Here is a 26,199-nt window from a genome sequence, read left to right as displayed (position 1 = left end):
CACGTCCACAAAGGACGGATCAGGGCTGACGGCCCTCCGCCGGCTGCGGCAGGTCTTCCGCGACGACCGGGACGACGTCCTGTTCGTTCTCCTTGACCGCGTGGTGCTCGACCGCGTGCAGGTAGCGGCCCACCTTCGGACCGTGCCGCCCGCGCTCGGCGACGTCGCGGCGGGCTTCGGCTTCGATGACAGCCTTTTCCTTGTCGTCCATGACTTTCCTCCTGTCAACGGGGTCGCCGATCCGCGATCCCTTCCGCCACACCTCGACGGTACGAACCGGGCTTGCCGCCGGGCTGCGGCCGGACGTCGGCGGCACAGGGGTCTTTGGTCCCTCGCCCCGGGGCGGTGCGGCCCTCGCCCGCGCGCTTTCGCGGGAGGACCGTCGGAGCATGCGTGCCACCATCCCGCTCGGGCGCCCGGCCGGTATCCGCGTCGGCGCACACTGGTCCGTGTTCCTGACCATGGCCTTGCTGGCCGAGCTCCTGGCGCAGTCGCTGCTGCCGGGAGCCGTGCCCGGCCGGCCCCCGGCCGTCTACTGGGCGACCGGCGTCGCGGGGTCCGTGGTGTTCCTGGCGTCGCTGCTGGCGCACGAGCTCGGCCACGCGATCGCCGCGCGGAGCCGCGGGCTCGCCGTCGACCGCGTCACGCTGTGGCTTTTCGGGGGCAGCACCGAGATGTCCGAGGATCCCCCGACCCCGCGCACGGCGTTCGCGGTCGCGGTCGCCGGCCCGGTGACGAGCCTCCTGGCCGGCGCCGGGTTCCTGGGTGCTTCCCTGCTGGCGTCCGGCGTCGTCGGGGTCACGGTGAACTGGCTCGGCTGGACGAACCTCGTGCTGGCGGTGTTCAACCTGCTGCCGGGCGCGCCGCTGGACGGCGGCCGCGTCCTGCAGGCGATCGTCTGGAAGCGCACCGGCGACAAACGGCGGGCTCAGGTCGCCGCGGCCCGGTCCGGGCACGTCCTCGGCCTCGTGCTGGCCTTCGCGGGCCTGGTGCAGCTGATGTGGTTCGGCAACCTCACCGGTCTGTGGCTGGCCGGCATCGGCTGGTTCCTGGGGGTCAGCGCGCGAGCCGAACTCACGGCCGGACCGGCGCGCGACGTCCTCGCACGCGTCCACGTCGGTGAGATCATGACGCCGAACCCGGTCACCGCGCCCGGCTGGTTCACCGTCCGGGCGTTCATCGACCAGGCCGCGTCCGGGCGGTTCCGCACCTACCCGGTGGTGGCGTTCGACGGCCGTCCGCTCGGCGTGGTCAGCCTGGCGATGCTCGCCAGGGTGCCCGACGACGCCCGTCCGTCGACCCGGGTCGAGGACGTCTGCCTGCGACCTCCGGCGTGCCTGCAGGTGGCTCCCGAAACGCCGGTGACGGCCGTCCTCGGCCGGATCGGCGCCCGCCCCGGTCAGGACCTCGCCCTGGTGGTCTCGGACGGCGTCCTCGTGGGCGTCGTCGGCCCCGGCGACATCGCCCGCACCGCCGAATTGGCGGTGCTGGGCGCCGAAGCCCGCCGGCCGACGCACTAGTCGCACGCGTCGAAAGTTGGTTGACGCCAGGGACGAGCGCCCCAATGTGGCGTTCGGTGCGTCCAGCGCACCCAATGTGGCGTTCGGTGCGTCTGACGCAACCAACGCCACATTGGGGTGCACGCCGGGCGGTCCTCACGTCGACGGGAGCGTGAAATACGCTTCCTCCTCCTGCGCGAAGTGCAGGGTCAGCACGGCGTCCAGCCCGTAGAGCGTGGCGCGGAGGTCGTCGACCTGGTCGGGCTGGATCCCGTCCGGTGCCTCCGCGAGGTGCCGCTGCAGCCGGCGGGCGAGGCGGCCGATCTCGGCGTGCTCCCGGCTCATCGTCACCGTGCCTTCGGGCCCGCCCAGTGCGGCGGCGAGTGCCGGGTACAGCTCGGTTTCCTCGGCTTCCTCGTGCGGCAGCAGCTGCTCGATGAGCAAAGAGCACGCCGTGCGCACGGCCGTGTCCGCCGTCGGGGTCGCGCCCTCGGCCAGCGCGTCGGCGGCCTGCCGGACCGCGGCCCGGGCCGGCAGCAGCCGTTCGTGCTCCGACTCGAACCGCCGCACCATCGCCGCCGGCGCCGGCCCGTGGGTCTTGCGGTCGCCCAGCGCGCGGAGTGCGTTCAGGATCACCACGACGTCGATGGCCTCCTGGACCAGGGCACCCGCGATCGGCACCAGGAAACCCCCGGCCGCGGCGAGCATCGCCACCAGCGACAGCAGCGTCCCGGCCACCGCGCTTTGCACCGCCAGCCGGTGCGAGCGGCGGGCGATCTCGGCCGCGTCCGCGAGCCGGTCGAGCCGGTCGTCGAGGATGACCGCGTCGGCGGCTTGCGCGGCCGCCGTCGCCCCGCGCGAGCCGAGCGCGACCCCGACGTCGGCCGCCGCCAGCGCGGGCGCGTCGTTGACGCCGTCGCCGGTCATCACGGTCACGCCCCGGGCGCGTGCGGCGTCGACCTCGGCGACCTTCTCCGCCGGTGTCACCTCGGCGTGGACGTCGTCCAGGCCCAGCATCGCGGCGACCTCACGCGCGTTGTCGACGCGATCGCCGGTCAGCAGCCGGACCTCGCCGATCCCGGCCGCACGCAGCCGCCGCATCGTGCGAGCGGCGTCGGGCCGGATCGGGTCCTTCGCGAGCAGCGCCGCGACCGGCTCGCCGTCGAACTCCACCCACAGCACGGACGCGAGATCGAGCCGGCCCCGCCGCGCGGCGCCCCGCGCCCACGACGGCAGGTCGGTCCGGCGGGAGCGGCCGACCCGCACGCGCCGCGCGCCGACCCGGCCACGGACGCCCGAACCGACCTCCTCGGTGATGTCCCCGGCGGGTGCCGGCGCGACTCCGGCCGAAGCGGCGGCGCGCACGACGGCCGCCGCCAGCACGTGCGGGGAGTACTGCTCGACACCGGCCGCGTGGGCGAGCACCTCGGCCACGTCGTGCCCGGGCGCGCAGACGATGTCGGTGATCTCGGGCCGGCCTCGCGTCACGGTGCCGGTCTTGTCCATCAGCAGCACCGAAGCGCGGCCGAGGGCTTCGAGCGCGGCACCGTCCTTGACGACCACGCCGGCCTTCGACGCCCGGGACATGCCCCCGGTCACCGCGATCGGCACGGCCAGCAACAGCGGACACGGCGTCGCGGTCACCAGCACCGCCACCGCGCGCTCCGCCTCGCCGGTCAGCAGCCACGCCAGCGCGGCGATCAGCAGCGACGCGGGCAGGAACCAGACCGCCACGCGGTCGGCGATCCGGGCCACCCCCGCGGTGCGCGCCGCGGCTTCCTCGGCGAGCCGCACGACACCGGCGTAGGCGCTGTCGGCCGCGGCCGCACTCGCCCGCACGTCGACGGCGGCCCCGGCGTTGACTACACCACTGTGGACGGTGTCGTCCGCGGGCCGGGACACCGGCAAGGGCTCGCCGGTCAGCGCGGACTCGTCGAAGGTGCCGCCGCCGGGCAGCACGCCGTCCACCGGCACGACCTCACCCGGCAGCACGACGATCAGCTGCCCGGGCCGCACCGCGTCGACCGGCACGGTCTCGTGCCCGGTCGCGGTCCGCAGGTGCGCCACGCGCGGCGCACGGTCGAGCAACGCCGTCAGGTTGCGGCTCGCCCGCCGCTGCGCGCCGGCTTCGAGGACGCGCCCGGTGGCGACCATCGCGGCGACGATCGCGCCCGCGAGGAACTCCCCCACCGCGAGGGTGGAAACCAGTGCCAGCACCGCGAGCAGGTCGGCACCCCAGCGCCGGGCACGCAGATCGGCCGCGACCCACACCACGGCCGGGACCAGGGTGACCACGTCGGCGGCGGCCCAGACGAGCCGCGCGGCGGCCGGCGCGTCCGCCCACCACGCGAGCCCGCCGCCCGCGACGAGCAGCAGGACGGCACCGAGCAGGAGGACTTCACGCCGGGCTTCAGCTCGCACGACGGACCTCGGTGAGCGGCGCGACGAAGCCGGGGACGGCACAGCGGGCCGGCACGGGACTCGGGGACCGGCCTTGGCGGTACCCGCCCCGCGGTCCGGGCAGCCGCGCCGCGAAGCGGACCGCCGCCTTGATCGTGAGCCGCTCCCTGACGGTGGGCGGCCAGGCGGCCGGCCGCTTGTGCGCGGTGTTCTCCGCGTGGGCGAAGGGGGCGTTCGGGTGCATGGCTCCTCCCGGGTGTGTGCCGAGGTTCGGCCGCCGGCGTTCCGCCGGAAAGGGCCGAAGGGCCTCAACCGGGTCACCTCCGCGCCGCGGGGCGGCGCCCCGCGCACCACCTCCCGACAGCAGAAAGTCCTCACCCGCTCGGGCCTCCGGTCCCGCGAAACCGGGGCGGTCCGGCCCTCGTCGTCCGGCCCCGGCCCGGCGGAACCTGGATCAAGACGAAAGTGAGGCACACAGTGGACAGCCAGCACTCCCCCCGCGGCTTCGCCCCGGCGACCATCACCGACCGGCGCCTGGCGATCACCCTCACCACCGAAGACCGTGCGGAAGAGGACAGCCTCAACCCGCTGGAACGCATCACCTGCCGCACCCACCGTCGCTGGCTCCACGACTGCGTCGCGATCGACCAGCTGGCCGGCGACGTCTCCGTCCACTGCCCGTCCTGCGGCGAAACCACCGCCACCCGCCGGCTGGTCCGCGCCTGCCGCGCGAGCCTGGCCGCCGCGCACGACCACTGAGCCCACCGGAGGTTCTCGATGCCGCAACCCGCACTCACCTTCTTCGGCGGCGCCGGAACCGTCACCGGCAGCAAGTACCTCGTCGAAGCCGGCGGCTCCCGGGTCCTCGTCGACTGCGGACTGTTCCAAGGCCTGGCGAAGCTGCGCCGCCGCAACTGGGCCCCGATCCCCCGCGAACTCACCGACGTCGACGCCGTCGTCATCACCCACGCCCACCTCGACCACTGCGGCTACCTGCCGGTCCTGGTCCGGTCCGGCTGGCACGGCCCGGTGTACGTCACCCACGGCTCGGCCGGGCTGGTCCCGATCGTGCTCCGCGACAGCGCCCACCTCATGACCGCCGAAGCCGCGCACGCGAACGCCTACGGCTGGTCGAAACACCGCCCGGCGTTGCCGTTGTACGACGAGAACGACGCCGCGAAGGCGATCCGGCTGCTGAAGCCGATCGGGTTCGGGGACGTCACCACCGTGGCACCGGGCGTCCGGCTGGAGTTCGGCCGCGCCGGGCACATCCTCGGCTCCGCCTGGGCCCACCTGCGCACCACCGACGGGCGCGGCATCGTCTTCAGCGGCGACCTCGGCCGGCCGGCCCACGGCGTCCTCCGGCCACCCCAGCCGCGGCCCGCCTGCGACGCCCTCGTGCTCGAGTCCACCTACGGCGCCCGGACCCACGACGACGCGTCCGCGCTCGCGACGTTCGCCGACGTGATCCGCCGGACCACCGCCCGCGGCGGCAGCGTCCTGATCCCGGCGTTCGCCGTCGACCGCACCGAAGTCGTCCTGGCCGCGCTCAAGAAGCTGACCGACCGCCACGCGATCCCGGAGCTGCCGATCTTCGTCGACAGCCCGATGGCGCTCGCCGCCCTCCGCGTCTACCGCACCGCGATGAACCAGCGGTGGCCGGAGATCCGCACCGACCTCGGCGTCGGCGACCCGCTCGACCCCGGCCACCTCGTCGAGCTGCGCACCACCGAAGAATCCATGCGGGTCAACGATCCCGCGATGCCCTCGATCATCCTGTCGGCGTCCGGGATGGCCACCGGCGGCCGGGTCCTGCACCACCTCGAGCACCTGCTGCCCGACGACCGCCACACCGTGCTCATCGTCGGCTACGCCGCGGCGGGCACCCGGGCTCGCAACCTCGCCAACGGGGCCCGGGAGATCAAGATCCACGGCCGGTACGTGCCGGTCCGCGCCGAGGTGGCCCAGATCGACGCCTTCAGCGCCCACGCCGACGCCGACGAGCTGGTCCGGTGGGCCGGCGCCGGCGAACCGCCGGGGGCGATCCACCTGGTGCACGGCGAACCCGAGAGCGCCGAAGCACTCGCGGACCGCCTCCGCGCGACTCACCCCGGCTTCCCGGTCTCGATCGCCCGCGACCGCGAGCGGGTACTGATCTGACGCCGGCCCACGGTCCGCGGCCGGAAGTCACCTCCCGCCGCGGTCTCAGCCCGCCGCGGCGGAACCGGGTTCGGCGAAGCCGCGGTCCGGGTGGATGAAGGCCGAGGGCTCGGTGCCCGTCATCGCGCCGTTGTCGACCCACCGGCGGAAACCCGCGGGGTCGCGTCGTTCCATCTCCTCGAGCAGGAGTTGCCGGACCTCGGCCAGCTGCCCGCGCTCCGGATCGTCGTCCGGAACCCGCCGCAGTTCCTCGCCGCTGCGGCGCCAGACCAGGCAGAGCTCCTCGATGGCCGCGTCGGGCACGGTCGTCCGGACACTGACCGCCGGCCCGCCGCGAGATCCCCGCCGCACGCCCCACGCTCCGGCTGCCACCACGACCGCCAGCACCCCGGAACCGACGAGGAATCCGGACCACACGAGGATCTCGGCACCCACGACACCGGCGACGAACGCGGTCGCGGCGGCACCCACGCCCGCCCGCGCCGGCGAAATCCGCACCCGCCCGCGGGAATCGTCGGCCCACTGCCAGACACCCATGCCGATCATCACGCTCATGGCCGCCCAAGCGACCACGGCGTACGTCGGGAAGGTGACGACGCCGCGCCAGAGAAGCAGGAGAGCAGCGACACCCATCAGGCGAAAGATCACTTTGGTCATCGCTGCTCACCTCGGACACGTCCGGTCGATCCCGCGATTCTGCGGTCGGAGAAACCGTAGCCATGTGCCGGAAGCAGCCGCGAGAACGCAAAGCCCTGTCTTCGAGAGTCCTTGTACCCGGCGGATCCCCACCGGCAGTCACCGGTGACGCGCCCGCCACGCCTTGTGGGCGGTGTCCGCCAGCAACACCACCGGCACCGCGAGCAGCGCCCAGCCCCACCCCGCCGGCCCGGGCAGCGCGCCGCCGAGCAGTGCGGGCAGCGGCGGCACCAGCAGGAACACCGCCAGCATCGCCGCCTCGAAGAGCACCGCGTAGCCGAGCAACGCGTTGCCGCGCAAGCCGATCCGGCCGATCCAGCGGGACTCGCTGCGGCACGCGAAGGCGTTGGCGAGCTGGCCCAGCACGATCGCGGCGAACGCGGTGCCGGACGCGATCGCGAGCAACGTCCCGGTGGGCGCCGTCCCGAACTGCCAGCCACCGGCGAACAGGACCGCCAGGAAAGCGACCATCGCCGCGACGGCTTCGGCCGGCCCCAGCACGCCGAACGCCCGGCGGACGACCCGCCCGTCGATGAGATTGCCCCCGTGTGCCGGTCCCGACATCGTGCGGCGGTTGGGCGGTTCGGCACCCAGCGCGAGCGCGGGCAGCAGGTCCGTGCCGATGTCGAGGGCGAGGACCTGGAGCACGGTGATCGCCAGCGGGATCCGGCCGCCCGAAAGCGCCCACACGACGAACGGCGCGAGTTCTGCGACGTTGTCGGTGAGGTGGTAGGTGAGGAACCGGCGGATGTTGGCGAACGTGGACCGCCCGAGCTCGATCGCCGAAACGATCGTGCCGAAGTGGTCGTCCAGCAGCACCAGGTCGGCGGCCTCGCGGGCGACGTCACTGCCCGAAGCCCCCATCGCCACGCCGATGTCGGCCGTGCGCAACGCCGGTCCGTCGTTCACCCCGTCCCCGGTCATGGCCACGACGTGACCGCGGGACTGCAGTGCCTTGGCGATCCGGAGCTTTTCCTCCGGGGCGACGCGGGCCACCACGATGCCGTCGGTGTCGAGCAGTTCGGCCAGCTCGTCGTCCGAAGCGGGGAGGTCCTTGCCTTCGACGACGAGGGCCGACTCACCGAGCAAGCCGACCTCCGCGGCGATCGCGGCGGCCGTGCCCGGGTGGTCGCCGGTCACCATGGCCAGCTTGATCCCGGCCTGCCGGCACGACGCGATGGCCGCGCCGACGTCGGGCCGCGGCGGGTCCTGCAGCCCCACCAGCCCGAGCAGCTCCAGGTCCTGCTCCGCCGCCTCGGTTCCGCGCACCTCGCGGCGCCGGGCCACGGCGAGCACCCGGAGGCCGCGGGCGCTCATCGCCGTCACGGCCGCGGCGGCCTCGCCGTCCTGCCCCGGGCACAACGGCAGGACGGTGTCCGGCGCGCCGGTGACGTGCAGGCCGTCCGCGTCGACCAGCGACGAACGACGGCGGTGCGGGTCGAACGGGTACCGGGTGACCGGCTCGGGCGGCGCACCGACCGCCGCCCGGGCGGCGAGCACGTGCAGGGCGACCTCCATCGGGTCGCCGACCGGCAACCACTTCCCGGCCCGCTGCACGGCGTGCGCGTCCGGCGAGCAGCGCGCGGCGCTGTCGGCGAGCGCGGCGGCGGCCGCGACCGCCTCCGCGGAGCCGGTCAGCTCACCGGCCGGCTGGTACCCCTCACCGCGTACGTCGACGGAGCCCGCGGGCGTCCACACCGACACGACCGACATTTCGTTGCGGGTCAGCGTTCCGGTCTTGTCGGTGCAGATGAACGTCGTCGCCCCGAGCGTCTCCACCGACTCCAGCCGCCGGACGAGCGCGTTGCGGCCCGCCATCTTCTGCGCGGCGCGGGCCAGGGACAGCGTCACCGTGGGCAGCAGTCCTTCCGGGACCAGCGCCACGGTGACACCGATCGCGAACAGCAGGCTCTCCGTGCTCGTCCGGCCGAGCCCGAGCGCGGCGAGGAAGAACACCACCCCGACGGCGATCGCGATCATCGCGACGACCCGCACGACGCGGTGCAGCTGCGCGGCGAGCGGGCTGCGCGGCCGCACCGCGCCGGCGGTGATCTCCGAGATCCCGGCGAGCCGCGTACGGGCGCCGGTCGCCGTGACGACCGCGGCGCCGTGGCCTTCGGTCACGTAGGTGCCCGCGTAGACGGGCTTGCCCTCCTCCGGGCGCACCGGCTTGCTCTCGCCGGTCAGCATCGACTCGTCGACCGACAGGCGCCCGCTCTCGACGAGCGTGGCGTCCGCGCACACCCGGTCGCCCGCCTCGAGCAGCACCAGGTCACCGGCCACGAGCTCGACGGCGTCGACGACGACCGCCTTGCCGTCGCGTCGCACGGTCGCCCGCACGGGCAGCAGGTCCCGCAACCGGTCGGCGGCCCGGTCGGCGCGGTACTCCTGGGCGAAGGAGAACGCGCCGTTGAGGACCACCACGACCGCGATCGCGATGGCCAGCGCGGGCATGCCCGCGAGCAGCGCCAAGCCGGCCGCGCCCCACAGCATGAGGGCGAAGAAGTGCAGCATCTGGGCCGCCAGCACGAAGACCGGGTTCCGCCGGTGCGGCGCGGGCAGCTTGTTCGGCCCGTCGCGACGCAGCCGCAGTTCCGCTTCACCGCTCGTGAGGCCCGCCGCCCGACCGACCGTCTGTGCGCCCGTCACGCCGTACTCCCGTCGTCCGCTCCACCGGGCCGGTCCCGATCGCCGGATTCGATACTCGCGGGCCGCCGGTGCGGCGAGGCAGGGCGTAAGGAACCCGGGGACAGGGCCCAATGACCCCAAGTCGGCGCCGACCGCGCTCCGGGGCGCTCAGTTGTCCGACAGCTCCGCGGCGTCGAGCCGGTAGCCGGGCACGAGCCGGGCGTGCCCCGGCGTGAACTCGACCCAGACCGAGCCGGGCCGCAGGTCGGGCGTGCGGTCCACCACGACTCCGGTCCGCCCGCTGAACTGGCCGCTGTGCGCGCGTACGGGCAACCCGGCGGGAAAACCGCCCTCCCGGGCCGGCCCGGGGTCGCGGGTGCGATGAGCGAAGGTCATGACGCCTCCCAACGGAGGAGAGGTACCGGCGTGGTGCCGGTTCTTCGATGGTGGCGTCGGGAGGAGGACTGCGAGCAGAGGCCAAAGCCCGGTGCCGGCGGGCCGATCATCCCGTCCGGTGAGGCAGTAAGGCCCGCGGCGGCGAGGCCCCGGCCCGGTCCGGCCGCACGACCACCACGAGCAAGCCTGTACGCGACGCGGGGCGTTCGATTACCCTCGATGGGCACCGAGCGACACCGTCGATCGAAGGTGATGCGCTGTGGTTGACACATCGCGACAGCCGATCCAGCCCACGCCGGTGCCGGGACGGCTCCGCGAAGCCCGGCCAGGCCGTAAGGGCGCCCTGCTCGTGCGCATGGCGCACACCACCGATCCCAAGCTGATCGGGATCATGTACATGGTGACCGCGTTCGCGTTCTTCCTGGCCGCGGGTCTCATGGCCCTGCTGATGCGGGGCGAGCTCGCCCGTCCCGGTCTGCAGTTCCTGTCCGCGGAGCAGTACAACCAGCTGTTCACCATGCACGGCGCGATCATGCTGCTGCTGTACGCGACCCCGACGGTGTTCGGGTTCGCCAACATGATCCTGCCGCTGCAGATCGGCTCGCCGGACGTGGCGTTCCCGCGGCTGAACGCCTTCTCCTACTGGCTGTTCCTGTTCGGCGGGCTCATCGTGATGTCGGCGTTCCTCACCCCGGGCGGCGCCCCCGACTTCGGCTGGTTCGCCTACATCCCGCTGTCGAACTCCATCCACACCCCCGGCATCGGCGCCAACCTGTGGATCGCCGGGCTGATCGTGTCCGGCCTCGGCACCATCCTGGGCGCGGTCAACATGGTCACCACCGTGGTGTGCCTGCGCTGTCCCGGCATGACCATGTGGCGGATGCCGATCTTCACCTGGAACATCCTCGTCACCAGCATCCTCGTGCTGGCGATCTTCCCGATCCTCACCGCCGGCCTGTTCGCCCTGCTGGCCGACCGCATGATCGGCGCCCACGCCCTGGATCCCGAGTTCGGCGGGGCGATCCTGTGGCAGCACCTGTTCTGGTTCTTCGGCCACCCCGAGGTCTACGTGGTCGCCCTGCCCTTCTTCGGCATCGTCACCGAGATCGTGCCGGTGTTCTCGCGCAAACCGCTGTTCGGGTACAAGGGCATGGTGTTCGCGACGCTCGGCATCGCCGGGCTGTCGATGGCCGTGTGGGCGCACCACATGTACGCCACCGGCGCGGTGCTGCTGCCGTTCTTCGCCATCCTCACGTTCCTCATCTCGGTGCCGACCGGGATCAAGTTCTTCAACTGGATCGGCACCATGTGGAAGGGCGCGATCACCTTCGAAACGCCGATGCTGTGGTCGATCGGCTTCATGGTGACGTTCCTGTTCGGCGGCTTGACCGGCGTCATCCTGGCTTCCCCGCCGCTGGACTTCCACGTCACCGACTCCTACTTCGTCGTCGCGCACTTCCACTACGTCCTGTTCGGCACGATCGTGTTCGCGACGTTCGCCGGCATCTACTTCTGGTTCCCGAAGATGACCGGCCGGATGCTCGACGAACGCCTCGGCAAGTGGCATTTCTGGACCACCTTCCTCGGCTTCCACACCACCTTTCTCGTCCAGCACTGGCTCGGCGCGGAGGGCATGCCCCGCCGCTACGCCGACTACCTGACGAGCGACGGGTTCACCGTGCTCAACACCATCTCGACCATCGGCGCGTTCGTCCTCGGGCTGTCCATGCTGCCGTTCGTCTACAACGTCGTGAAAAGCCACCGGTTCGGCGAGCAGGTCACCGTCGACGACCCCTGGGGCTACGGCAATTCCCTCGAATGGGCGACCACCTGCCCGCCACCCCGGCACAACTTCCACGAGCTGCCGCGGATCCGCTCCGAACGACCGGCCTTCGAACTGCACTACCCGCACCTGGTCGCCCGCCTGCACGAGGAGAAACACCACACCCCGTTCAGCCGCCGCCGGCGCGCTCCGTCCGAACTCGCCGCCGACACCACAGCCCCTCCCGGCGGCGGCAACCACGGCGGCCCCGCCGGATGATCGGCTTCACCGGACGCACGAAGCCTTGGATTCGCGAGCGGTGATCGAAAAGGCGAACGGGATCCTGCGCGGGCCGGCCGCAGGCGATGGTCGGCACATTCCGCTCAACGAGACCGTTCGGTACGAGGATCAGATCTTGCCCGCGGCCACGTCGGCGAGGGTCACGCGAGAAGACTTGTAGTTCACCACATAGCGTTTGGACTCCGCCGACGTGATCTCCTCACGGATCGGCAGGCCGTTGTCCGCGTTGACAATGAGGACGTCCGTGCTGCCGCCCAGGATGGCGGGGGGCGGGGTGAGGGTCAGCGCGGCCTGGCCGTCGACGTTCGTCTTGCCGACGACCATGCCCGGGATGGTCGCGTACAGCTTGAGCACGCCCGCGCGGACCTCCGCGTCGGCGGCGTTGGCGAACAGCGCGTGTTCCGCGTTGCTCCACAGGTGGTTGTCGATCAGGTCTTCCAGCTCCTTGCCCGTCGGACGCGGTTTGGGGGCGGGAACCGGCTTGCCGATCTTGCGGAACACCTCCGCGGTCTCTGCTTGGGCGGCCGCCCAGGCTTTTTCGGCCTCGGCGGGGCTCAGGCCGACTCCGAGGGCGTTGTTGGACGCGGTGATCATCGCGATCCTGGCCTTCTCGACGTCGCCGTTCGCGGCGAGCCGGGCCGCCGCCATCACCTTCCCGTCGTACGGCGTGGCGGGCTCGGCGTGGCCCTTGGCGACCGCGTCCACCAGGGTCTTCGCCGAGTCGCCCGTGAACTGCTGCCCCTTGTCGGTGTAGAGCGTGTAGTAGTGGTCCGGCTTGTTGTCCGGCCCGAATTTCGTGTTGATGATCAGCGAGGCGTCTCCTGGCTGCGTGCCGGCCGCCTTGACCGCGGAGGCCAGCTTCACCAGCGGGGCCTCGACCGCCTGCGGGGCCGCGCCGGAGGGAGCGGACGGGCCGGCCGGGACGCTGCCGCCCGACGTACCCACCATCACGGCCGCCGCGACGGCGGCCGCGCCCACGGCGGCGACGCCGACCTTGGGCCAGGAGAACCAGCGCTTCGGTCGCACGACCGTGGCTACGGGTTCCGCCATCGCCGTCCGCAGTGCCGTGCGGGCACGGTCGTAGGCCTCGGGACCGGGGGACGGCACGTCGCGCAGCTTCTTCATGAGATCCATTTCGTCCATGGGTTGTCTTTCACGTCGTCGGGACTTGCAGCAGCGCGACCACTTCGGGGGCTTCACGCAATGCCTTGCGCGCCTGGTGCAGCAGGCGGCGGGCCGTGCCGGCCGGGATGTCGAGCACCCGCCCGGCCTCGGCGACCGTCAGGTCCTCCCAGGCGACCAGGCCCAGCACTTCCCGCTCTTCCGGTTTGAGCCGAGCCAGTGCCCGGCTCAGCAGTGCCTGCGTGTCCACGCGGGCGTCCACCGCCGGCCACGGGTCCCAGTCACTCGCCACGCCGGTCAGGTCCGGCGCCGGCTCTTCGGCCGGTTCGGACCGCCAGTGCCGGCGCAGCCGGTTCAGCGCGACGCCGTACAACCAAGGCCTGGCTTCGGGATACGAGCGGTCGTAGTTCGCACGCGACTCGTAAGCCGCCACCCACACGTCGCCGAGCACGTCCTCGGCGGCCTGCCGCCCCACTCTGCGCGCCAGATAGTTCCCGAGGGCGGTCTCGTGCCGGCTGATCAGTTCCACGAAGGCATCGGTGTCTCCGCGCAGCGACCTGCCGATCAGTTCCGCGTCTGACGACATGAAGCTCCTCGGGGTTTCGCTTCGCCCTGACACCCCGTCTTTGCCAGCGCGCGCTCAAAGCGTTCAGGCTACGTCGCCCCACGACTAACATCGCTGGTCAGGCGACGTGGCCGTCACACCCGCTGGAGCAGGAACCGCTGGTTGGCCGCCCCGGTCACGGTCCACTGCGAGATGCGCGCGCCGTCGGCGGTGGAGGCGCTCCACACGTCCATGGCGAGGCCGCTGGCGCGGTTGACCAGGCTCACCACGCCGCTGCCCTGGTCGGTCACCCGCCACTGCTGGGTCGTGGCGCCGGTGTCGGGTTGCTGGGTGATGTCGGCGCCGGTGGCGGTGGACGCCACCTGGAGGACCAAGCCGCTGCCGCGGGACCGGACGCGGTGGAAGCCGCCGTCCGAGGCGAGGAAGTCGAACTGCTGGTTCGGCCCGCCGGTGGCCGGCCACTGGATCAACGCCGCCCCGGCGCTGGTGGAGCCGCCGCTGATGTCGGCCGATTTGCCGCTGTGCTGGGCGACGAGCCGGTAGTTCACCCCGGGTTCCACCACCGGCGGCGGCCCGCCGAGCGCGGTGGCGCGGTAGGTGTGGCCCGCTTGGCCGGCGAAGCGGACCAAGCCGGCCTCGACGGTCACCGGCTGTACCTGAGCGCCGCTCGTGGTGTCGAGCAGTTCGTAGGCCGCGGTGAACAGCCGGCTGCGGACGTTGACGTCGCCGTCGCGGTCCGGCGTGATGGTCAGCTGCGTCGCCGAGCCGCTGCTCCAGGCCGCACCGACCGTGTAGCCGCCGCGGCCGCGCAGGCCCGTGACGCTGCCGGCCGGCCAGGCGGGCGGCAGCGCGGGCAGCACGTGCAGCTCGCCGTTGTGGCTGTGCAGCAGCAGTTCGGCGATGCCGGACGTCGCGCCGAAGTTGCCGTCGATCTGGAACGGCGGGTGCAGGTCGAACATGTTGGGCGCCAGCCGGTCCGTGCGCACGAGGAGCCGGAGCAGGTCGTGCGCCTTGGCGCCCTCTTCCATGCGGGCCCAGTAGTTGATCTTCCAGGCCAGTGACCAGCCGGTGCCGTCGTCGCCGCGCAGTTCGAGCGTCTTGCGGGCCGCGGTGAACAGCTGCGGGGTGCCGCGCTTGCTGATCTGGTTGCTGGGGTACAGCCCGTACAGGTGCGAGATGTGCCGGTGCGTCTGCTCGGTCTCCACCCAGTCGTAGAGCCATTCCTGGATGTTCCCGCGCGAGCCGACCTTCATCGGCGCCAGCCGCTGCCTCGCCGCCTTGACCTGGTCGGCGAACGCGGCGTCGACGCCGAGCACCTGGCACGCGCCCGCGCAGCCGTCGAACAGGTCGCGGAGGATCTGCATGTCCATCGTCGGCCCCGCGCACACGGACGCGTTCGTGTGGTGGTTCAGCTCCGGGGAGTTCGCCGGGTTCGTGACCAGGTAGCCCAGCGACGGTTCGGTCACCAGGGTGTCGAGGAAGAACTGGGCGGCGCCCTTCAGCAGCGGGTAGCGGGCGCGCAGGAACTCGACGTCGCCGGTGAACCGGTAGTGGTCCCAGATCATGGTGGCGAGCCAGGCCCCGCCGGTCTGCCACATCCCGGCCTGCGCGAAGTCCACAATGGAGGATCCGCGCCAGCCGTCGGTGTTGTGGTGGGTGACCCAGCCGCGGGCACCGTACTCGACCTGCGCGGTGCGGGCGCCGGTGACCGCGAGGTCGCCGATCATGGCGAACACCGGTTCGTAGCACTCGGCGAGGTTGGTGACGTCGGCTGGCCAGTAGTTCATCGGCAGGTTGGCGTTGAGGGTGTACTTCGACTCCCACGACGGGTTCAGCTGGTCGTTCCAGATCCCCTGGAGGTTGGCCGGCTGGGTGCCCGGTCGGGACGAGGAGATCAGCAGGTAGCGGCCGAACTGGAAGAGCAGGGCAGCGAACTGCGGATCGTTGACACTGTTGTGCTGGGCGATCCGGACGTCGGTCGGCTGGTCGGCCGCGGCGGTGCGGCCGAGGTCGAGGGTCGTGCGCCCGAAGAGCTTCTGGTAGTCGGCCACGTGCCGGCTGCGCAGGGAGTCGTACGAAATCGCCTGGGCGGTGGCCAGCCGCGACCGCGCGATGCCCTGGTAGTCCCCGTTCACCGTGCGGTAGTCGACGTAGCTGGTGCCGACCGAAATCAGCAGCGTCACGGCGTTGGCGCCGGACACCCGCAGCGTGCCGCCGGAGCTGCTGATGCTCCCGCCCTCGGCGGTGGCACTGACGAGCGCGAGGAACCGGACCGAACCCGCGATGCCCCGGCTGTCCGCGGAAATCCCGTCCAGCGCGATCGTGGTGCCGTCCGGGCTGGACGTCGTCGCCCGCTGTGGGGTGCCCAGCGACGCGGAGAACGTGATCGAGCCCGGCGTCTCGGCCGTCAACCGGACGACGATCACCTGGTCCACGGCGCTGGCGAACACTTCGCGCCGGTACCGCACGTTGTTCGCGATGTAGGTGACGACCGTCGTGGCGGTGGTCAGGTCGAGCCACCGCTGGTACGAAGAGGCGCTGCCGCCGGGCAGCGCGAGGCTGAGGGTGCCGACGGGCTGGTACGGCTGCTGGGCGGCCGGGGAGCCGAGCATCTTCTGGTCGATCAGGGACTGCGCCTGCGTCCACTGGTTCGCGAACACCAGCTGCCGGATCTGCGCCAGCGCCCCCGCGCCCTGGGTGTTGCTGTAGTCGTGGGGGCCGCCGGCCCAGATCGTGTCCTCGTTGAGCTGCAGGCGTTCGGTGTCCGTGTTGCCGAACACCATGGCGCCCAGCCTGCCGTTGCCGATCGGCAGCGCGCGCAGCCACTCGGTGCCGGCCGGTTCGTCGTACCACAGCGCCAGGTCGTTCACCGCCCGGACGTCCGCGGGCGCGGCCGAGCCGGGCCGCGCGGTCGCCGTCCACACGAGGGGCACCAATGCGGCGCCCAGCCGGATCGCCTGCCGCCGGGTCAGGTCGGGCATCGTCGTCCTCCTCGGGCGCGCTGGACGGCGTACTGCTAAACGGTTTTTGCGTTTTAGCATAGATTTCCGACGGACGTCCAGCCGGAAATGAAAGTTTCATTTCCGGCTACTGCCGCGAAAATAAACGAATGGTCAGCTCTCGGCGGGTTCGAGCAGGAACAACGGCACCGCCCGGTTGCCGGTCTCGACGGCCCGGGCGCGAAGGCCGGCGAAAAACGGGTAGAGCTCCTCGGCGTAGGCCAGCCAGCTCTCCCGCTCCGCGCCCTCGGCCACCCGCGCGGTCATCAGCCGGCGGTCCGGGCCGTCCTGCAGCTGCACCGTCGGGTGCGCCACGAGGTTGTGGAACCAGCCGGGATTGCGAGCCTGGCCGCCGGCCGCCGCGCCGATGGCGTAGACGCCGTCACGCTCGATGCGCATCAGGGCGACCTTGCGCAGCTTGCCCGAACGGGCGCCACGCATGGTCACCACGACCACCGGACCACCCCCCATCGTCGCGCCTTCGCGGCCGTCGGTGCGCTCGTAGAGCTCGACCTGGCCGCGGGTCGTCGCGTCGGCACTGGGGACGTATTCGCCGTCGAGCAGATCCGTTGTCATATCAGGAAAATCCTTTCGTTTCCTTCAGCCGGTTACCCGGATCACGGTCTTTCCGATGGTCCGGCCGCTTTCGGCGAGGGCGTGCGCCGACTTCATGTTTTCGGCGGTCAGGCCCTCGAGAACGGTGGTGGCGATCGGGCGGAGCCGGCCCGCCGCGACGTCGTCCGCCGCCCGGGCGAGGATCCGGCCCTGGCTGCCGACGTCGCCGCCGGCCACGATCTTGCTGAACACCATCTCGCTGTGCAGTGACAGCGATTTGCCCGTCAAGGCCCCCGCATCGAAGGGCCCGGTGAGGTCGATGGCGGCCAGGTGCCCGAAGGGGCGCAGCACCTCGGCGATCGCCCCCAGCCGGCCGCTGGTGCCCGAGGTCGACAACACCAGGTCGACGTGGTCGATCCCCACCGCGCGGAGCTGCCCGGCCAGGTCGCCGCGGTGGTCGACGACCAGGTCGGCACCCATCGCCGTCACCCACTTCCGCGACTCGGGCCGCGAGGCCGTGCCGATCACGAATGCCGGTGTCGTGGCCTTGAGCAGTTGCGTGGCCATCGACCCGACGCCGCCGGCACCGCCGACGACGAGCACGCGGCCGACACCGGGCGGCAGCGCGTCCTGGTCGCGAAACAGCGATTCCCAGGCCGTGAGGACACCGATGGGCAGCGATGCGGCGTCGGTGAACGCGAGCCCGTCCGGGATCTTGGCCACCACCCGGTGGTCGACCGCGACGCGCTCGGCCCAGCTGCCGTCGCGGGTGAAGTCACCGGTGCCGAGCACCCGGTCCCCGGCCGCGAATCCGGTGGCCGCGGGCCCGGCCGCGGCGACGACCCCGGCGAATTCCCAGCCGAGGACGACCCGCCCGCCGGGCTCGGCGCCGCGCGTCCGCCGGATCGCGGCTTCGCCGGGGTTGATGCCGATCGCACGGACTTCGACCAGCAGGTCACCGTCCCGTGGCCGGGGTTCGGCGACTTCGGTCAGCTCGATGGCGAACGCATCGAGCGCGTGCGCCCTCTCGTAGGCCAACGCTTTCACGGCCTCAGTCCTGCTTCAGGGCGTGCAGCGCCGAAAGCGGGCCGCCGACCTGCATCAGGCGGCCACCCTCGCGCAGCGTTCCGGCGTCGACCGGCGCGAATCCGAGGGCGTCGGCGACGGCGCGGAAATCCGCCTTGGCGGCCTCGTCGTCACCGGCGTAGAACAGCAGCTGCCGCCCGTCCGCGTGCCGGGGATCGGCGGCGATGTACTGCGCGAAGAGGGTGTTGAAGGCCTTGACCACGCGCGCGCCCGGCGCCCGCTCGGCGACGAACTCGCTCGCCGTCTCCACCCCGAGATCGGCGACGGACGGCCGCATCGAGTCCAGGTTGTTGGTGGTGTCGACCAGGATGCGGCCGTCCCACTCGGGCAGCCCGGCCAGCGCGTCACCGACTTGGGGCCACCTCACGGTGAGAAAGACCATGTCGGCGGCGGCCGCTTCCGCAGGTGTGCCCGCGCTCGCGAGCGGCCCCAGCCGGGTCACGACGTCCTGGAGCGTGTCCGGGCCGCGGCTGTTGCTGAGTGTCACCTTGTGACCGGCCGCCACGAGGTGCCCGGCGATCGCCTGCGCGACCGTCCCGGCGCCGATGGTTGCGAAGTCCATGACCGTCCTCTCAGTCTTCGATGACGTCCGTCATCATAATTTATGATTGCGGTCATCATCATTAACTGTCAAGCCAGGCTCCTCCGTGGACACTCCGTTTGATGATGAGTATCATCGGAAGCGGTAGCTCGCCTGGAAGGTCGTCGACGTGCCCCGTATCACGCAAGAGCAGAAGCGGCTCAACCACGAGAAGATCGTCAACGCGGCCGGTGCGGGCTTTCGGCTGCGCGGCATCGACGGCATCGGCATCGAGGAGCTGATGAAGTCGGCCGGCATGACGCACGGCGGGTTCTACAACCACTTCGCCTCGAAGGACGACCTCGCTCTCGAAGTCCTCCACCAGGGCTTCACCGACTCGCTCGAGGCGCTCGACGCGATCCGCGAAGCGCACCCCCGCTCGGCGCGCGCGGCCCTGCACGACATGGTCGACGGGTACCTCGACGCCGAGCACCGCGACCACCCCGAGATCGGCTGCGCCTCGGCCGCCCTCGTCTCCGACGCCGGCCGCCACGGCGCCGCCGCCCAGGCCGAGTACCGGCGCGGGCTCGACGGTTATTTCGCCGCCATCACCGACATGCTGCTCGACCGCGCCCGCCAGTCCGGCGCCGAACTCACCCCCGCCGAAGCCCGCGAGCGCGCGGTGGCGCTGTTCAGCCAGATGGTCGGCGCGATGCTCCTCTCCCGCGCGATCGCCGACGCCGCCCCGGACCTGTCGGACGAGGTGCTGACGGTCAACCGGCGGCGGCTCAAGAAGCTGTGACGGGCGTGTTGGTCTTCCAACGGATTCGACCATCCGAGTGATCGCGGAGTCCGCGGCTAAACGGCCCCGGCACGCCGGCCGTGGTGTGGATGGTCGACCACGCGGCTTGACTGCCGCGGGTCCGAAGGAGGAGGCAGGATGCGATCATTGATCAGGAAGTCCGGCATTGCCGCGGCAAGCAGACGCGTGGCCAGGCGGATGGCCGTCGTCGGCGCCGTGGTCGGGCTGGCGATACCCCTGGCCGGTACAGCCCACGCGACCGGTGCACGGGACGGCCACTGCGACGACGGAGAGTTCTGCCTGTTCTACTACCCGGTGGGCGTATCCGGCGGGGCGGTGTCCGACTTCGCCGTCGGCAACATCCCCAATCTCGGTCCGACCCAGCCGACGTGCTACGAGTTCCGGGGAAGCGGAACCGGCAGCGGCCTGTGCGTCTGGCAAAACGCCAGGTCGGCGCGAAACCGCACGGGCCACAACGTCAGGGTGTTCACCAACATCAACTACCTGAGCACCTCGGACCTGTTCACCGCCAACGGGCAGCAAGGGGACCTGTACCAGGCGAAATTCCTCGACGAATCGATCAAATTCGTGACGTGATGCCGTTCGCGGCTACCGTCCGGCGAGCTCGGCAACGACCGGCGCGAGGGCACCGGCGACGTCGACGCCGAACACGAAGTAGGAGAAACCGAACTCCTCGCGCCGCCGCTGGATCTCTTCAGCGGCGGCAGCCGGATCATCGGGCAGGAACGCCAGCGAGTCCGCGGCTCGGACTGCGGCGGGGTCGGTGTCCGGTCCGGCCATGAACGCGGCGACCGATTCGCCGACCACCGGCACGTGCAACGCCAGTTCCGCACCGCGGCGGTTGTCGAAGCGTTCCACCCGTTGCCTCGTCTCGGCCCGCGTCTCGATCTGCGGCATCACGAAGGTCACCGTGTCGGCCAATTCCGCGGCGAGCGCTTGCGACTTCGCACCGCCCACGGCCATGACCACCGGGGTGCGCCGGTCCGGGCCGTCGAGGTCGCGCAGGGCCGCGACGACCTCGCGCACCTGGCTCGCCCGCCGGCCGACCGGGGTGGCCGGCAGCCCCAGTTCACGGAGCTGGTCGGCGATCCCCGGCCGGCCGGTGCCGATGCCCATCTCGAACCGGCCGTCGGTGAGCACGGACAGCGAGTGCGCCTCCCACGCCGTGATCCACGCCGGGCGGACCGGAGACGCGTACACCCAGGTGCCGACGCGCAGGCCGGTGATGGTCGCCGCCACGGCGAGCGCCGGGCCCGGTGCCGGCTGCCACTGCGGCACATCGGGCATCAAGATCGTCGAGTAGCCGCTGTCGGCCAGACCCCGTAGCCGATCGCGCCAGGTCGGCATGTCCGTCATGATCGGCGCGACGACTCCGAACCGCAACGGCCGGTTCTCGCGTGCCTGGTGACCCACCATGGTGAAGCCCTTCCCCTGCGCCCCGGCCCGGTGCCGAGTTCGTATCTTCCACGAACAAGCCCCCGGGAATCCGACACGACATACTCATCAAAGTCTGGCGACCTCGGAGGTGGCCACGAACCGGCGGGTGTGCGTAGCCACTCGCTGCCCGAGGTAGCGGGCGGTGGAGAGGTCGGCGTCGTGGACGGCCTCGGGGCCTTGGTCGTTCCAGGTCTGGGCGCCGGCCCCGAGGTAGAACCCGAGCCGGTTATGGTCGTGCTCGCTGGCGGTGGTGGTGTTCCAGCCGGGCAGCAGGCCGAGGCTGATCCAGTGCATGCCGTGCTGGGCGGCGAGCATCGAGAAGTACTGCAGGGTGTGCAGCTTGTCGCCGCTCATCGAGCCGGAGTTGGTGAACCCGGCCGCGATCTTGTCTTGCCAGGCACGAGTCATCCACCGGGCGGAGGTCGCTTCGGCGAAGGCGTGGAAGGCGCCGGAAGCGCTGCCCATGTAGGTCGGGCTGCCGAAGATGATCGCGTCGCAGCGGTCGAGGGTGGGCCAGCCGTCGTCGGTCATGGCGGCGACGTCGATCGTCTCGGCGACTGTGCCGGGTACCGATCCGGCTCCCTGGGCGGCGGCGTTGGCCAGTTCGCGGGTGTGTCCGTAGCCGGAGGTGTAGGCGATGCCGACAGTGATGGTGGACATGACTTGTTCCGATCTCGAGGCGCTTCGGTGACAACGTCAACGCTAAACGCGTATCAGTGTCAGTGTCAACGTCACCCGGTTCTTGTTATCATCGAAATATGCGCAGCGAGCTTGCCACGCCCGAGACCGGGGCCGAACGAAGCGACCAGCAGCAGGCGATCCTGAGGGCGGCGGCCGGACTGCTGACCGAGCACGGTCCGGCAGGCATCTCGACGCGGGCGGTCGCGACCGCCGCCGGGGTGCAGACACCCGCGTTGTACCGCTTGTTCGGGGACAAGGACGGCCTGCTCGACGCCCTGGCGAGTTACGGATTCGAAAGCTATTTGGTCGAGAAGCGGGCGCTGGAACCCAGCGAGAACGCCATCGACGACATCCGTCGCGGCTGGAACATCCACGTCGAGTTCGGACTGCGCAACCCCGAGTTCTACGCCCTGATGTACGGCAACCTGCGCCCCGGCCGCCGCCCGGCCGCGGCCCAGGAGAACGGCCAGATCCTGCGCCGGCTGCTCGAGCGCGCCCGGGAGCAGGGCCGGCTTCGCGTTCCGGTCGAGTCGGCCGCCCGGGCCATCGAGGCTTCGACCACCGGCGCCGTGCTGCTGCTGCTCGCGCAGCCCGACGGCGAGCGCGACCCGGGCCCGCTCACCGCCCTGCGCGACACGGTCATCGACTCGATCATCAGCACCGAACCGGCTACCGACGTCCGAACGACCATCGCCGAACGGTCCCTGGCGCTGCTGGCCGCACTCGGCGACGGCGGCAGCGCCGACCCCGTCGTCGACGCCGGCTTCAGCCCTGCCGAGGCCGCCCTGCTGCGTGAGTGGCTGCGAACTCTCACCTGACCAACGGCCGGCGTACTGCGGTCCAGTGATCGGACCACGGCCGTCACCTGGTGAGCCCTGGCACTTCAAGCTGCACCGACACCCACTCAGTTTCGGGAGGATCGGTGCGGAAAAGACTCAAGTGGCTGGGCGCCGCGGTCGCGTTGACGGTGACCGCCGCGTGCACTCGCTCGTCGTCCAGACGGAAGCGGGCAAAGTCCAGGGACAGACCACCGGCGCGGTGGATGCCGCTCACGCTGCGCGAACGGTCGCGGCTGATGATCGGGCAGGAGATCAGCGACACCGCGCTGCGGCTGTTCACCGAGCAGGGCTTCGAGCAGACGACGATCGCGCAGATCGCCCGCGAGGCCGGGGTTTCGCAACGGACGCTGTTCCGGTACTTCGGCACCAAGGAAGACCTCATCGGCGGCGGCGAAGACACGTTCGCCGCCGTCTTGACGGAGATCGTCGAGAGCCAGCCGGCCGATGTGCCCGCCTGGACCGCGTTGCGCGCGGGTTTCCTGGCCGTTCTGGCGCCCGCCCGGCAGGAGCGGATGCGCGTGATCCTCGGTACCGCGTCCCTGCGAGCTCGCTTCATCGAGAAGCGGCTGCGCCTGCAGGACGCGGTGCTGCCGATCATCGAGGCGAGGATGGGGATCGGCGAACCGGACCGCGACCCGCGTGCGCGGACGCGGCCCTGGAGACGTGGGTCGCCTGCGACGACCGGATCGACGTCGAGGCGCGCTGTTCGACCAGTGCGCGGCCACGATCCGCACCGACTGCGGCTGACGGTCCGTGTCCGGTTTTGGCCACTGACCGGGGACTGAAAACAGCACCTTGGGCTCCGACCTGCGGCAAACTGTTACATTGCCGCCGAGACCTGTCACTCGGACGGCGGAGAGGAGTTGCCGTGGGTTTCGAGGTCGACGTCGCGGACATCAACGCCGCGGCGGCCAAGCTGAGTGCGGGGACGGCGCCGGCGCTCTCCATCGGCGGATCGCCGAATGTCGGGGCCACAGCGCGCGCGGCCGGCTTCGCCGGGGACTACGACGTCTGGCTGGCGACGCGCAAGGACGACCTCGACGCCGCGAAGCAGCAGGTCGACAACCTGGTCGAAAGCATCCGGATAGCCGTGAAGAGCTATCACAGCACCGATTCCGGGGCCCGCGACGCCTTTTTGAAGGCACTCGACAGCAGCTTCGGGAGGATCGACCGGTGACGGCGGTGTTCGACAAGATCTACGCGCTCGCCGACCAGGTGGAGAAGGGCAGCACCACCGAACTGGACGACCGCGCCCGGGCCTGCCGGGCCACCAAGGAAACCGTCATCGACACCAAGACCCTGCTGGAAAGCGTGCGCGTCCAGCTGGGCGAGGCTTGGCACGGCGGGGCCGGCGAAGCGGCGCTCACGTCGCTGGAAGCGTTCAAGAAGAACCGCGACGACCAGGCCCACGACCTCGAGGAGTCGGCCAAGTCGTTCGAGACGATCCGCGACGCGCTGGCGAAAGCCCAGCAGGAAGCCCGGAACAAGCGCGCGGACGCCCAGAACCTCCAGAAGAAGCTCGACCACGGCTGGCACGGCTTCGGGATCCGCCGGATCGACCTCGCCGTCGCGTGGGCGCAGGACAAGGCCGTCAAGGCCCAGGCCCTCGTCCTGCTCGCCGACCTGGAACGGGTGACCACCACCTACGACGCGATCCTGCTCATCGAGGGCCAGAAGCTGCGGTTCAAGACCGGTCAGGTGTGGGAACTCGCGGGTTCCGAGAAGCGGAACCGCGTCGAAATCGGCGCGATTCTGGCCCGCGAGGTACCCGGCCTCCTCGCGTTGCTGAAGAAATACCCGGACCTGTGGACCGCGCTGCGTCACGGGGACTGGGACAAGATCATGCAGAACCCCGAGGTGGCGCAGAAGATCTACGACTACCTCGGTTTCCGGTACAACAAGGAAGGCGACTTCTACACCACCGGCGAGCATTCGGTGCAGAGCTACCTGGGCTGGAAAGACTCCTACGACAAGCTCGGCCACCTTCTCGGGATGAAACTCGACGAGACCGGAACCGACGGCGACAACATGGAGTTCACCGACCCCGAAACCGGAAAGACCTACCGGCTGGAGCTGTGGAAGGGCCAGTACGGGAAGAACCAGTCGTTCGGCGGGGAAGTCGGCATCTACACCAGCGACTCACCGAACAACAACGGGCACTTCAACGCCGCCCAGGGTGACGACCAGATCAAGGTGACGCAGACGATCTACAACAAGGAAAGCGGCGAGGTCTACTTCACCAACGACGGCCAGGGCGCCGACGGCACCGACAAGAAGCACTTCTGGAACCTGGCCATCCGCACCGACCCGAACGTGAACCCTGAACAGCTGGGCCAGCGCTCCACGATCGAGGTGCGCAGCGTCGAGATGCGCGACCGCATGTACAACGAGATGGTCCGGTACGCCGCCGCGCACCCCGATGACCACCTCACCGTCACCAAGGGTTCCGACCAGCCGCCCACGCTCAGCTACGACTGGCGGAAATGACCCTTACCGCGAGCCCACCGGCTTGAACTCATACGGCTCGTCGTCCTCCGGCTGCGGCCGCCCCCGGCGAGCCGTGACCGGGTCGTCCAGGCCGGCGAACACACCGTCCACGTCGACCAGGGCGGCGACCTTGTCGGCGACGTGCTGGCCGTGCCGGTCTTCGATGTCTTCCAGGCCCGTGCGCAACGCCTGCGTGGCGGCGCTCCTTGCCTTGTCCCGCAACGCGCTTGCCAGCTCCTCCGGCGTTTCGCCGGAACCCCACCTCGAGTCGGTCATGCCCTCAGCTTACGCGCACCGGGCCGGGTTCCAGTCCTTTTCGGACCACGTTCGCCGATGTTCGGGTCGCGGCCGAGGTCCCGCCACGCCGACATGACCGGCTCCACTGCCCCATGAGTTTCCCAGGGGGCGAACGAACCTGTCGTCTCGTCGAGGCTGCCGATGGCCGCGCCCGCGGCCGGCAGCGCTTCCAGCACAGCCCCGCGAGCGGATAACAGGCTGCAGGTGGGTCACTTCGCGCGTAGGTTCAGCGGGCTCAGTCGACCCAATGGGGAGTCGACGAGACCGCCCACGGAAAGGTGATCACGTGCCGGACGACGGCCTGTCAGCCCTGTGGCAGCAGCAGTGGAACGAGTGCCGTCCGTTCGCCGATGACTTGAAGCTGGCCTACCGCGACCGATGGGTGCGTTTTCACAGCCTGCCCGAATCGCAACGCTATCCCGGCACAGAAGCCGAGTACGACATCGTTCTCCACCGCTACAACACCATTCTGGACGAACTGTTCCACGGCCAAGAGGTCCGGATCATCACCGCCGACTGGTCGGACACGGCCGAACTCCCAGCGCTGTCGGCACAACACGCACTCTGGAATCCGGGCGCCCGGCACTGGACGTCCCTGCTCACCGGCGAGGACGAAACCGACCCGGACTTCATCACCTACACCCACCTTTACGCCGGTCGCCGGTTCTGGCAGCCCGGCCTCGTGGACGACTTGCTCCGCGCCGCCGCCGACTACGCAACCGGCGGCGTGATGATCACCAGCCTTGCCTTCGACCGCGTCCATCACCCCTACGACGGAGGCGCCGACATCCTGCTGCCCACGACCGGTGAACGCGACGACCTGAAACGCCGTCACACCGGCTGGCTCTCCGCTCACCCTTCCGGCTTCTGAGCATTCCCAGAGGTGGATCAGAGCCCGCGTTCCACGACATCGCGGCAACCCACCTCGGGTGAAGTCCGCCGTACTC

27 protein-coding genes are annotated in these 26,199 nt (G+C 71.0%); 11 read left to right on the top strand and 16 right to left on the bottom strand.

Translation table 11 applies throughout. The features are described from left to right. Positions 1-19: 19 nt before the first annotated feature. Entirely contained in the window at positions 20-211 is a 192-nt protein-coding gene (locus tag H4696_RS05025; RefSeq protein WP_086859751.1) for a hypothetical protein, read from the bottom strand. A 178-nt stretch (positions 212-389) separates the two neighbouring features. Here H4696_RS05025 and H4696_RS05020 point away from each other — a divergent pair, with 178 nt between their 5' ends. Beyond that, the gene (locus H4696_RS05020) at positions 390-1,520 is read left to right on the top strand and encodes a site-2 protease family protein (protein WP_086859749.1); all 1,131 of its coding nucleotides are present in this window, start codon (positions 390-392) and stop codon (positions 1,518-1,520) included. 135 nt (positions 1,521-1,655) lie between these two features. Here the strand turns inward: H4696_RS05020 and H4696_RS05015 are convergent, their stop codons facing one another. Together H4696_RS05015 and H4696_RS05010 are read right to left on the bottom strand one after the other, a co-directional pair. Continuing rightward, entirely contained in the window at positions 1,656-3,920 is a 2,265-nt protein-coding gene (locus H4696_RS05015) for a heavy metal translocating P-type ATPase (RefSeq protein ID WP_086859748.1), read from the bottom strand. Further along, on the bottom strand, positions 3,910-4,143 hold the full coding sequence (locus H4696_RS05010) for a DUF2267 domain-containing protein (RefSeq protein ID WP_086859747.1): 234 nt from the start codon (positions 4,141-4,143) through the stop codon (positions 3,910-3,912). Before H4696_RS05010 ends, H4696_RS05015 begins: the two co-directional genes overlap by 11 nt. 221 nt (positions 4,144-4,364) lie before the next feature. Between H4696_RS05010 and H4696_RS05005 the strand changes: the two genes are divergently transcribed. Beyond that, positions 4,365-4,658, top strand: a complete 294-nt coding sequence (locus H4696_RS05005; RefSeq protein ID WP_249026987.1) for a hypothetical protein — start codon at positions 4,365-4,367, stop codon at positions 4,656-4,658. 18 nt (positions 4,659-4,676) lie between these two features. Beyond that, positions 4,677-6,059, top strand: coding sequence for an MBL fold metallo-hydrolase RNA specificity domain-containing protein (locus tag H4696_RS05000; protein ID WP_086859743.1), 1,383 nt, complete (start codon positions 4,677-4,679; stop codon positions 6,057-6,059). A gap of 45 nt (positions 6,060-6,104) precedes the next feature. On the opposite strand, the gene H4696_RS04995 is transcribed toward H4696_RS05000, so the two are convergent. From H4696_RS04995 to H4696_RS04985, 3 genes are all read right to left on the bottom strand, one after another. Further along, a complete protein-coding gene (locus H4696_RS04995; protein ID WP_086859742.1) occupies positions 6,105-6,716 on the bottom strand; it encodes a hypothetical protein in 612 nt (203 codons plus the stop codon). A gap of 138 nt (positions 6,717-6,854) precedes the next feature. Beyond that, positions 6,855-9,404: a cation-translocating P-type ATPase gene (locus H4696_RS04990; protein WP_086859740.1), complete on the bottom strand. Its 2,550-nt coding sequence runs from the start codon at positions 9,402-9,404 to the stop codon at positions 6,855-6,857. A gap of 147 nt (positions 9,405-9,551) precedes the next feature. Further along, the gene (locus tag H4696_RS04985) at positions 9,552-9,779 is read right to left on the bottom strand and encodes a hypothetical protein (protein ID WP_143265061.1); all 228 of its coding nucleotides are present in this window, start codon (positions 9,777-9,779) and stop codon (positions 9,552-9,554) included. Between the two features lie 259 nt (positions 9,780-10,038). On the opposite strand from H4696_RS04985, the gene ctaD reads away from it, so the two are divergent. Continuing rightward, positions 10,039-11,820: an aa3-type cytochrome oxidase subunit I gene (gene ctaD, locus H4696_RS04980; protein WP_420831494.1), complete on the top strand. Its 1,782-nt coding sequence runs from the start codon at positions 10,039-10,041 to the stop codon at positions 11,818-11,820. Positions 11,821-11,949: 129 nt separating this feature from the next. On the opposite strand, the gene H4696_RS04975 is transcribed toward ctaD, so the two are convergent. The 6 genes from H4696_RS04975 to H4696_RS04950 form a co-directional block, all read right to left on the bottom strand. Then, entirely contained in the window at positions 11,950-12,984 is a 1,035-nt protein-coding gene (locus H4696_RS04975; RefSeq protein WP_225955588.1) for a hypothetical protein, read from the bottom strand. Positions 12,985-12,994: 10 nt separating this feature from the next. Further along, positions 12,995-13,549 carry an RNA polymerase sigma factor gene (locus H4696_RS04970; protein WP_086859738.1) on the bottom strand — a complete coding sequence of 185 codons (555 nt, stop codon included), beginning with the start codon at positions 13,547-13,549 and terminating at the stop codon, positions 12,995-12,997. Between the two features lie 113 nt (positions 13,550-13,662). Further along, a complete protein-coding gene (locus tag H4696_RS04965; protein ID WP_086859736.1) occupies positions 13,663-16,509 on the bottom strand; it encodes a glycosyl hydrolase family 95 catalytic domain-containing protein in 2,847 nt (948 codons plus the stop codon). A gap of 132 nt (positions 16,510-16,641) precedes the next feature. Beyond that, the gene (locus tag H4696_RS04960; RefSeq protein ID WP_086859734.1) at positions 16,642-17,103 is read right to left on the bottom strand and encodes a nitroreductase/quinone reductase family protein; all 462 of its coding nucleotides are present in this window, start codon (positions 17,101-17,103) and stop codon (positions 16,642-16,644) included. 24 nt (positions 17,104-17,127) lie between these two features. Next, positions 17,128-18,129 (bottom strand): zinc-binding alcohol dehydrogenase family protein, encoded by a 1,002-nt coding sequence (locus H4696_RS04955; RefSeq protein WP_086859732.1) that lies wholly within the window; start codon positions 18,127-18,129, stop codon positions 17,128-17,130. Between the two features lie 4 nt (positions 18,130-18,133). Beyond that, complete coding sequence (locus H4696_RS04950; protein WP_086859730.1) at positions 18,134-18,730, bottom strand: NADPH-dependent F420 reductase; 597 nt, start codon at positions 18,728-18,730, stop codon at positions 18,134-18,136. A gap of 148 nt (positions 18,731-18,878) precedes the next feature. On the opposite strand from H4696_RS04950, the gene H4696_RS04945 reads away from it, so the two are divergent. Together H4696_RS04945 and H4696_RS04940 are read left to right on the top strand one after the other, a co-directional pair. After that, a complete protein-coding gene (locus H4696_RS04945) occupies positions 18,879-19,490 on the top strand; it encodes a TetR/AcrR family transcriptional regulator (protein WP_086859728.1) in 612 nt (203 codons plus the stop codon). Positions 19,491-19,628: 138 nt separating this feature from the next. After that, positions 19,629-20,087, top strand: a complete 459-nt coding sequence (locus tag H4696_RS04940) for a peptidase inhibitor family I36 protein (protein WP_086859726.1) — start codon at positions 19,629-19,631, stop codon at positions 20,085-20,087. A 12-nt stretch (positions 20,088-20,099) separates the two neighbouring features. On the opposite strand, the gene H4696_RS04935 is transcribed toward H4696_RS04940, so the two are convergent. Continuing rightward, complete coding sequence (locus H4696_RS04935; RefSeq protein ID WP_225955587.1) at positions 20,100-20,927, bottom strand: LLM class flavin-dependent oxidoreductase; 828 nt, start codon at positions 20,925-20,927, stop codon at positions 20,100-20,102. A gap of 87 nt (positions 20,928-21,014) precedes the next feature. Continuing rightward, the gene (locus tag H4696_RS04930) at positions 21,015-21,608 is read right to left on the bottom strand and encodes a flavodoxin family protein (RefSeq protein WP_086859724.1); all 594 of its coding nucleotides are present in this window, start codon (positions 21,606-21,608) and stop codon (positions 21,015-21,017) included. A 98-nt stretch (positions 21,609-21,706) separates the two neighbouring features. Here H4696_RS04930 and H4696_RS04925 point away from each other — a divergent pair, with 98 nt between their 5' ends. Further along, the gene (locus H4696_RS04925; protein WP_086859722.1) at positions 21,707-22,447 is read left to right on the top strand and encodes a TetR/AcrR family transcriptional regulator; all 741 of its coding nucleotides are present in this window, start codon (positions 21,707-21,709) and stop codon (positions 22,445-22,447) included. Positions 22,448-22,490: 43 nt separating this feature from the next. Here H4696_RS04925 and H4696_RS04920 read toward each other — a convergent pair whose 3' ends face one another. Beyond that, positions 22,491-22,682: a hypothetical protein gene (locus H4696_RS04920; protein ID WP_143265060.1), complete on the bottom strand. Its 192-nt coding sequence runs from the start codon at positions 22,680-22,682 to the stop codon at positions 22,491-22,493. On the opposite strand from H4696_RS04920, the gene H4696_RS04915 reads away from it, so the two are divergent. The 3 genes from H4696_RS04915 to H4696_RS51135 all read left to right on the top strand — a co-directional run bounded on the left by H4696_RS04915 (position 22,672) and on the right by H4696_RS51135 (position 24,955). After that, on the top strand, positions 22,672-23,253 hold the full coding sequence (locus H4696_RS04915) for a TetR/AcrR family transcriptional regulator (RefSeq protein ID WP_192782081.1): 582 nt from the start codon (positions 22,672-22,674) through the stop codon (positions 23,251-23,253). The two genes, H4696_RS04920 and H4696_RS04915, sit on opposite strands and share 11 nt — an antisense overlap. A gap of 83 nt (positions 23,254-23,336) precedes the next feature. Beyond that, on the top strand, positions 23,337-23,645 hold the full coding sequence (locus H4696_RS04910) for a hypothetical protein (protein WP_086859720.1): 309 nt from the start codon (positions 23,337-23,339) through the stop codon (positions 23,643-23,645). Beyond that, entirely contained in the window at positions 23,642-24,955 is a 1,314-nt protein-coding gene (locus H4696_RS51135; RefSeq protein WP_086859719.1) for a DUF4474 domain-containing protein, read from the top strand. Before H4696_RS04910 ends, H4696_RS51135 begins: the two co-directional genes overlap by 4 nt. A 3-nt stretch (positions 24,956-24,958) precedes the next feature. Here H4696_RS51135 and H4696_RS04900 read toward each other — a convergent pair whose 3' ends face one another. After that, on the bottom strand, positions 24,959-25,231 hold the full coding sequence (locus H4696_RS04900) for a hypothetical protein (RefSeq protein WP_086859717.1): 273 nt from the start codon (positions 25,229-25,231) through the stop codon (positions 24,959-24,961). 307 nt (positions 25,232-25,538) lie between these two features. Between H4696_RS04900 and H4696_RS04895 the strand changes: the two genes are divergently transcribed. Next, positions 25,539-26,123: a DUF3885 domain-containing protein gene (locus H4696_RS04895; RefSeq protein WP_211299674.1), complete on the top strand. Its 585-nt coding sequence runs from the start codon at positions 25,539-25,541 to the stop codon at positions 26,121-26,123. Positions 26,124-26,199: the final 76 nt, after the last annotated feature.

It is taken from the genome of Amycolatopsis lexingtonensis (genome assembly GCF_014873755.1).
In the GTDB taxonomy this organism is placed as follows: Bacteria; Actinomycetota; Actinomycetes; order Mycobacteriales; family Pseudonocardiaceae; genus Amycolatopsis; species Amycolatopsis lexingtonensis.
The sequence above is the reverse complement of the archived record's forward strand: the minus strand, read 5'-3'. Positions and strand labels throughout refer to the sequence as shown.

Excerpts from the sequence above, each read along its gene's own strand:
- H4696_RS05025 (WP_086859751.1), bottom strand. The coding sequence starts at position 211 with ATGGACGACAAGGAAAAGGCTGTCATCGAAGCCGAAGCCCGCCGCGAC.
- H4696_RS04935 (WP_225955587.1), bottom strand. The coding sequence starts at position 20,927 with ATGGTGGGTCACCAGGCACGCGAGAACCGGCCGTTGCGGTTCGGAGTC.
- H4696_RS04940 (WP_086859726.1), top strand. The coding sequence starts at position 19,629 with ATGCGATCATTGATCAGGAAGTCCGGCATTGCCGCGGCAAGCAGACGC.
- H4696_RS04985 (WP_143265061.1), bottom strand. The coding sequence starts at position 9,779 with ATGACCTTCGCTCATCGCACCCGCGACCCCGGGCCGGCCCGGGAGGGC.
- H4696_RS05010 (WP_086859747.1), bottom strand. The coding sequence starts at position 4,143 with ATGCACCCGAACGCCCCCTTCGCCCACGCGGAGAACACCGCGCACAAG.
- H4696_RS04970 (WP_086859738.1), bottom strand. The coding sequence starts at position 13,549 with ATGTCGTCAGACGCGGAACTGATCGGCAGGTCGCTGCGCGGAGACACC.
- H4696_RS04950 (WP_086859730.1), bottom strand. The coding sequence starts at position 18,730 with ATGGACTTCGCAACCATCGGCGCCGGGACGGTCGCGCAGGCGATCGCC.
- H4696_RS05020 (WP_086859749.1), top strand. The coding sequence starts at position 390 with ATGCGTGCCACCATCCCGCTCGGGCGCCCGGCCGGTATCCGCGTCGGC.
- H4696_RS04930 (WP_086859724.1), bottom strand. The coding sequence starts at position 21,608 with ATGTCCACCATCACTGTCGGCATCGCCTACACCTCCGGCTACGGACAC.
- H4696_RS04975 (WP_225955588.1), bottom strand. The coding sequence starts at position 12,984 with ATGGACGAAATGGATCTCATGAAGAAGCTGCGCGACGTGCCGTCCCCC.
- H4696_RS04960 (WP_086859734.1), bottom strand. The coding sequence starts at position 17,103 with ATGACAACGGATCTGCTCGACGGCGAATACGTCCCCAGTGCCGACGCG.
- H4696_RS04995 (WP_086859742.1), bottom strand. The coding sequence starts at position 6,716 with ATGACCAAAGTGATCTTTCGCCTGATGGGTGTCGCTGCTCTCCTGCTT.
- H4696_RS04900 (WP_086859717.1), bottom strand. The coding sequence starts at position 25,231 with ATGACCGACTCGAGGTGGGGTTCCGGCGAAACGCCGGAGGAGCTGGCA.
- H4696_RS04965 (WP_086859736.1), bottom strand. The coding sequence starts at position 16,509 with ATGCCCGACCTGACCCGGCGGCAGGCGATCCGGCTGGGCGCCGCATTG.
- H4696_RS04925 (WP_086859722.1), top strand. The coding sequence starts at position 21,707 with ATGCGCAGCGAGCTTGCCACGCCCGAGACCGGGGCCGAACGAAGCGAC.
- H4696_RS05000 (WP_086859743.1), top strand. The coding sequence starts at position 4,677 with ATGCCGCAACCCGCACTCACCTTCTTCGGCGGCGCCGGAACCGTCACC.
- H4696_RS04915 (WP_192782081.1), top strand. The coding sequence starts at position 22,672 with ATGCCGCTCACGCTGCGCGAACGGTCGCGGCTGATGATCGGGCAGGAG.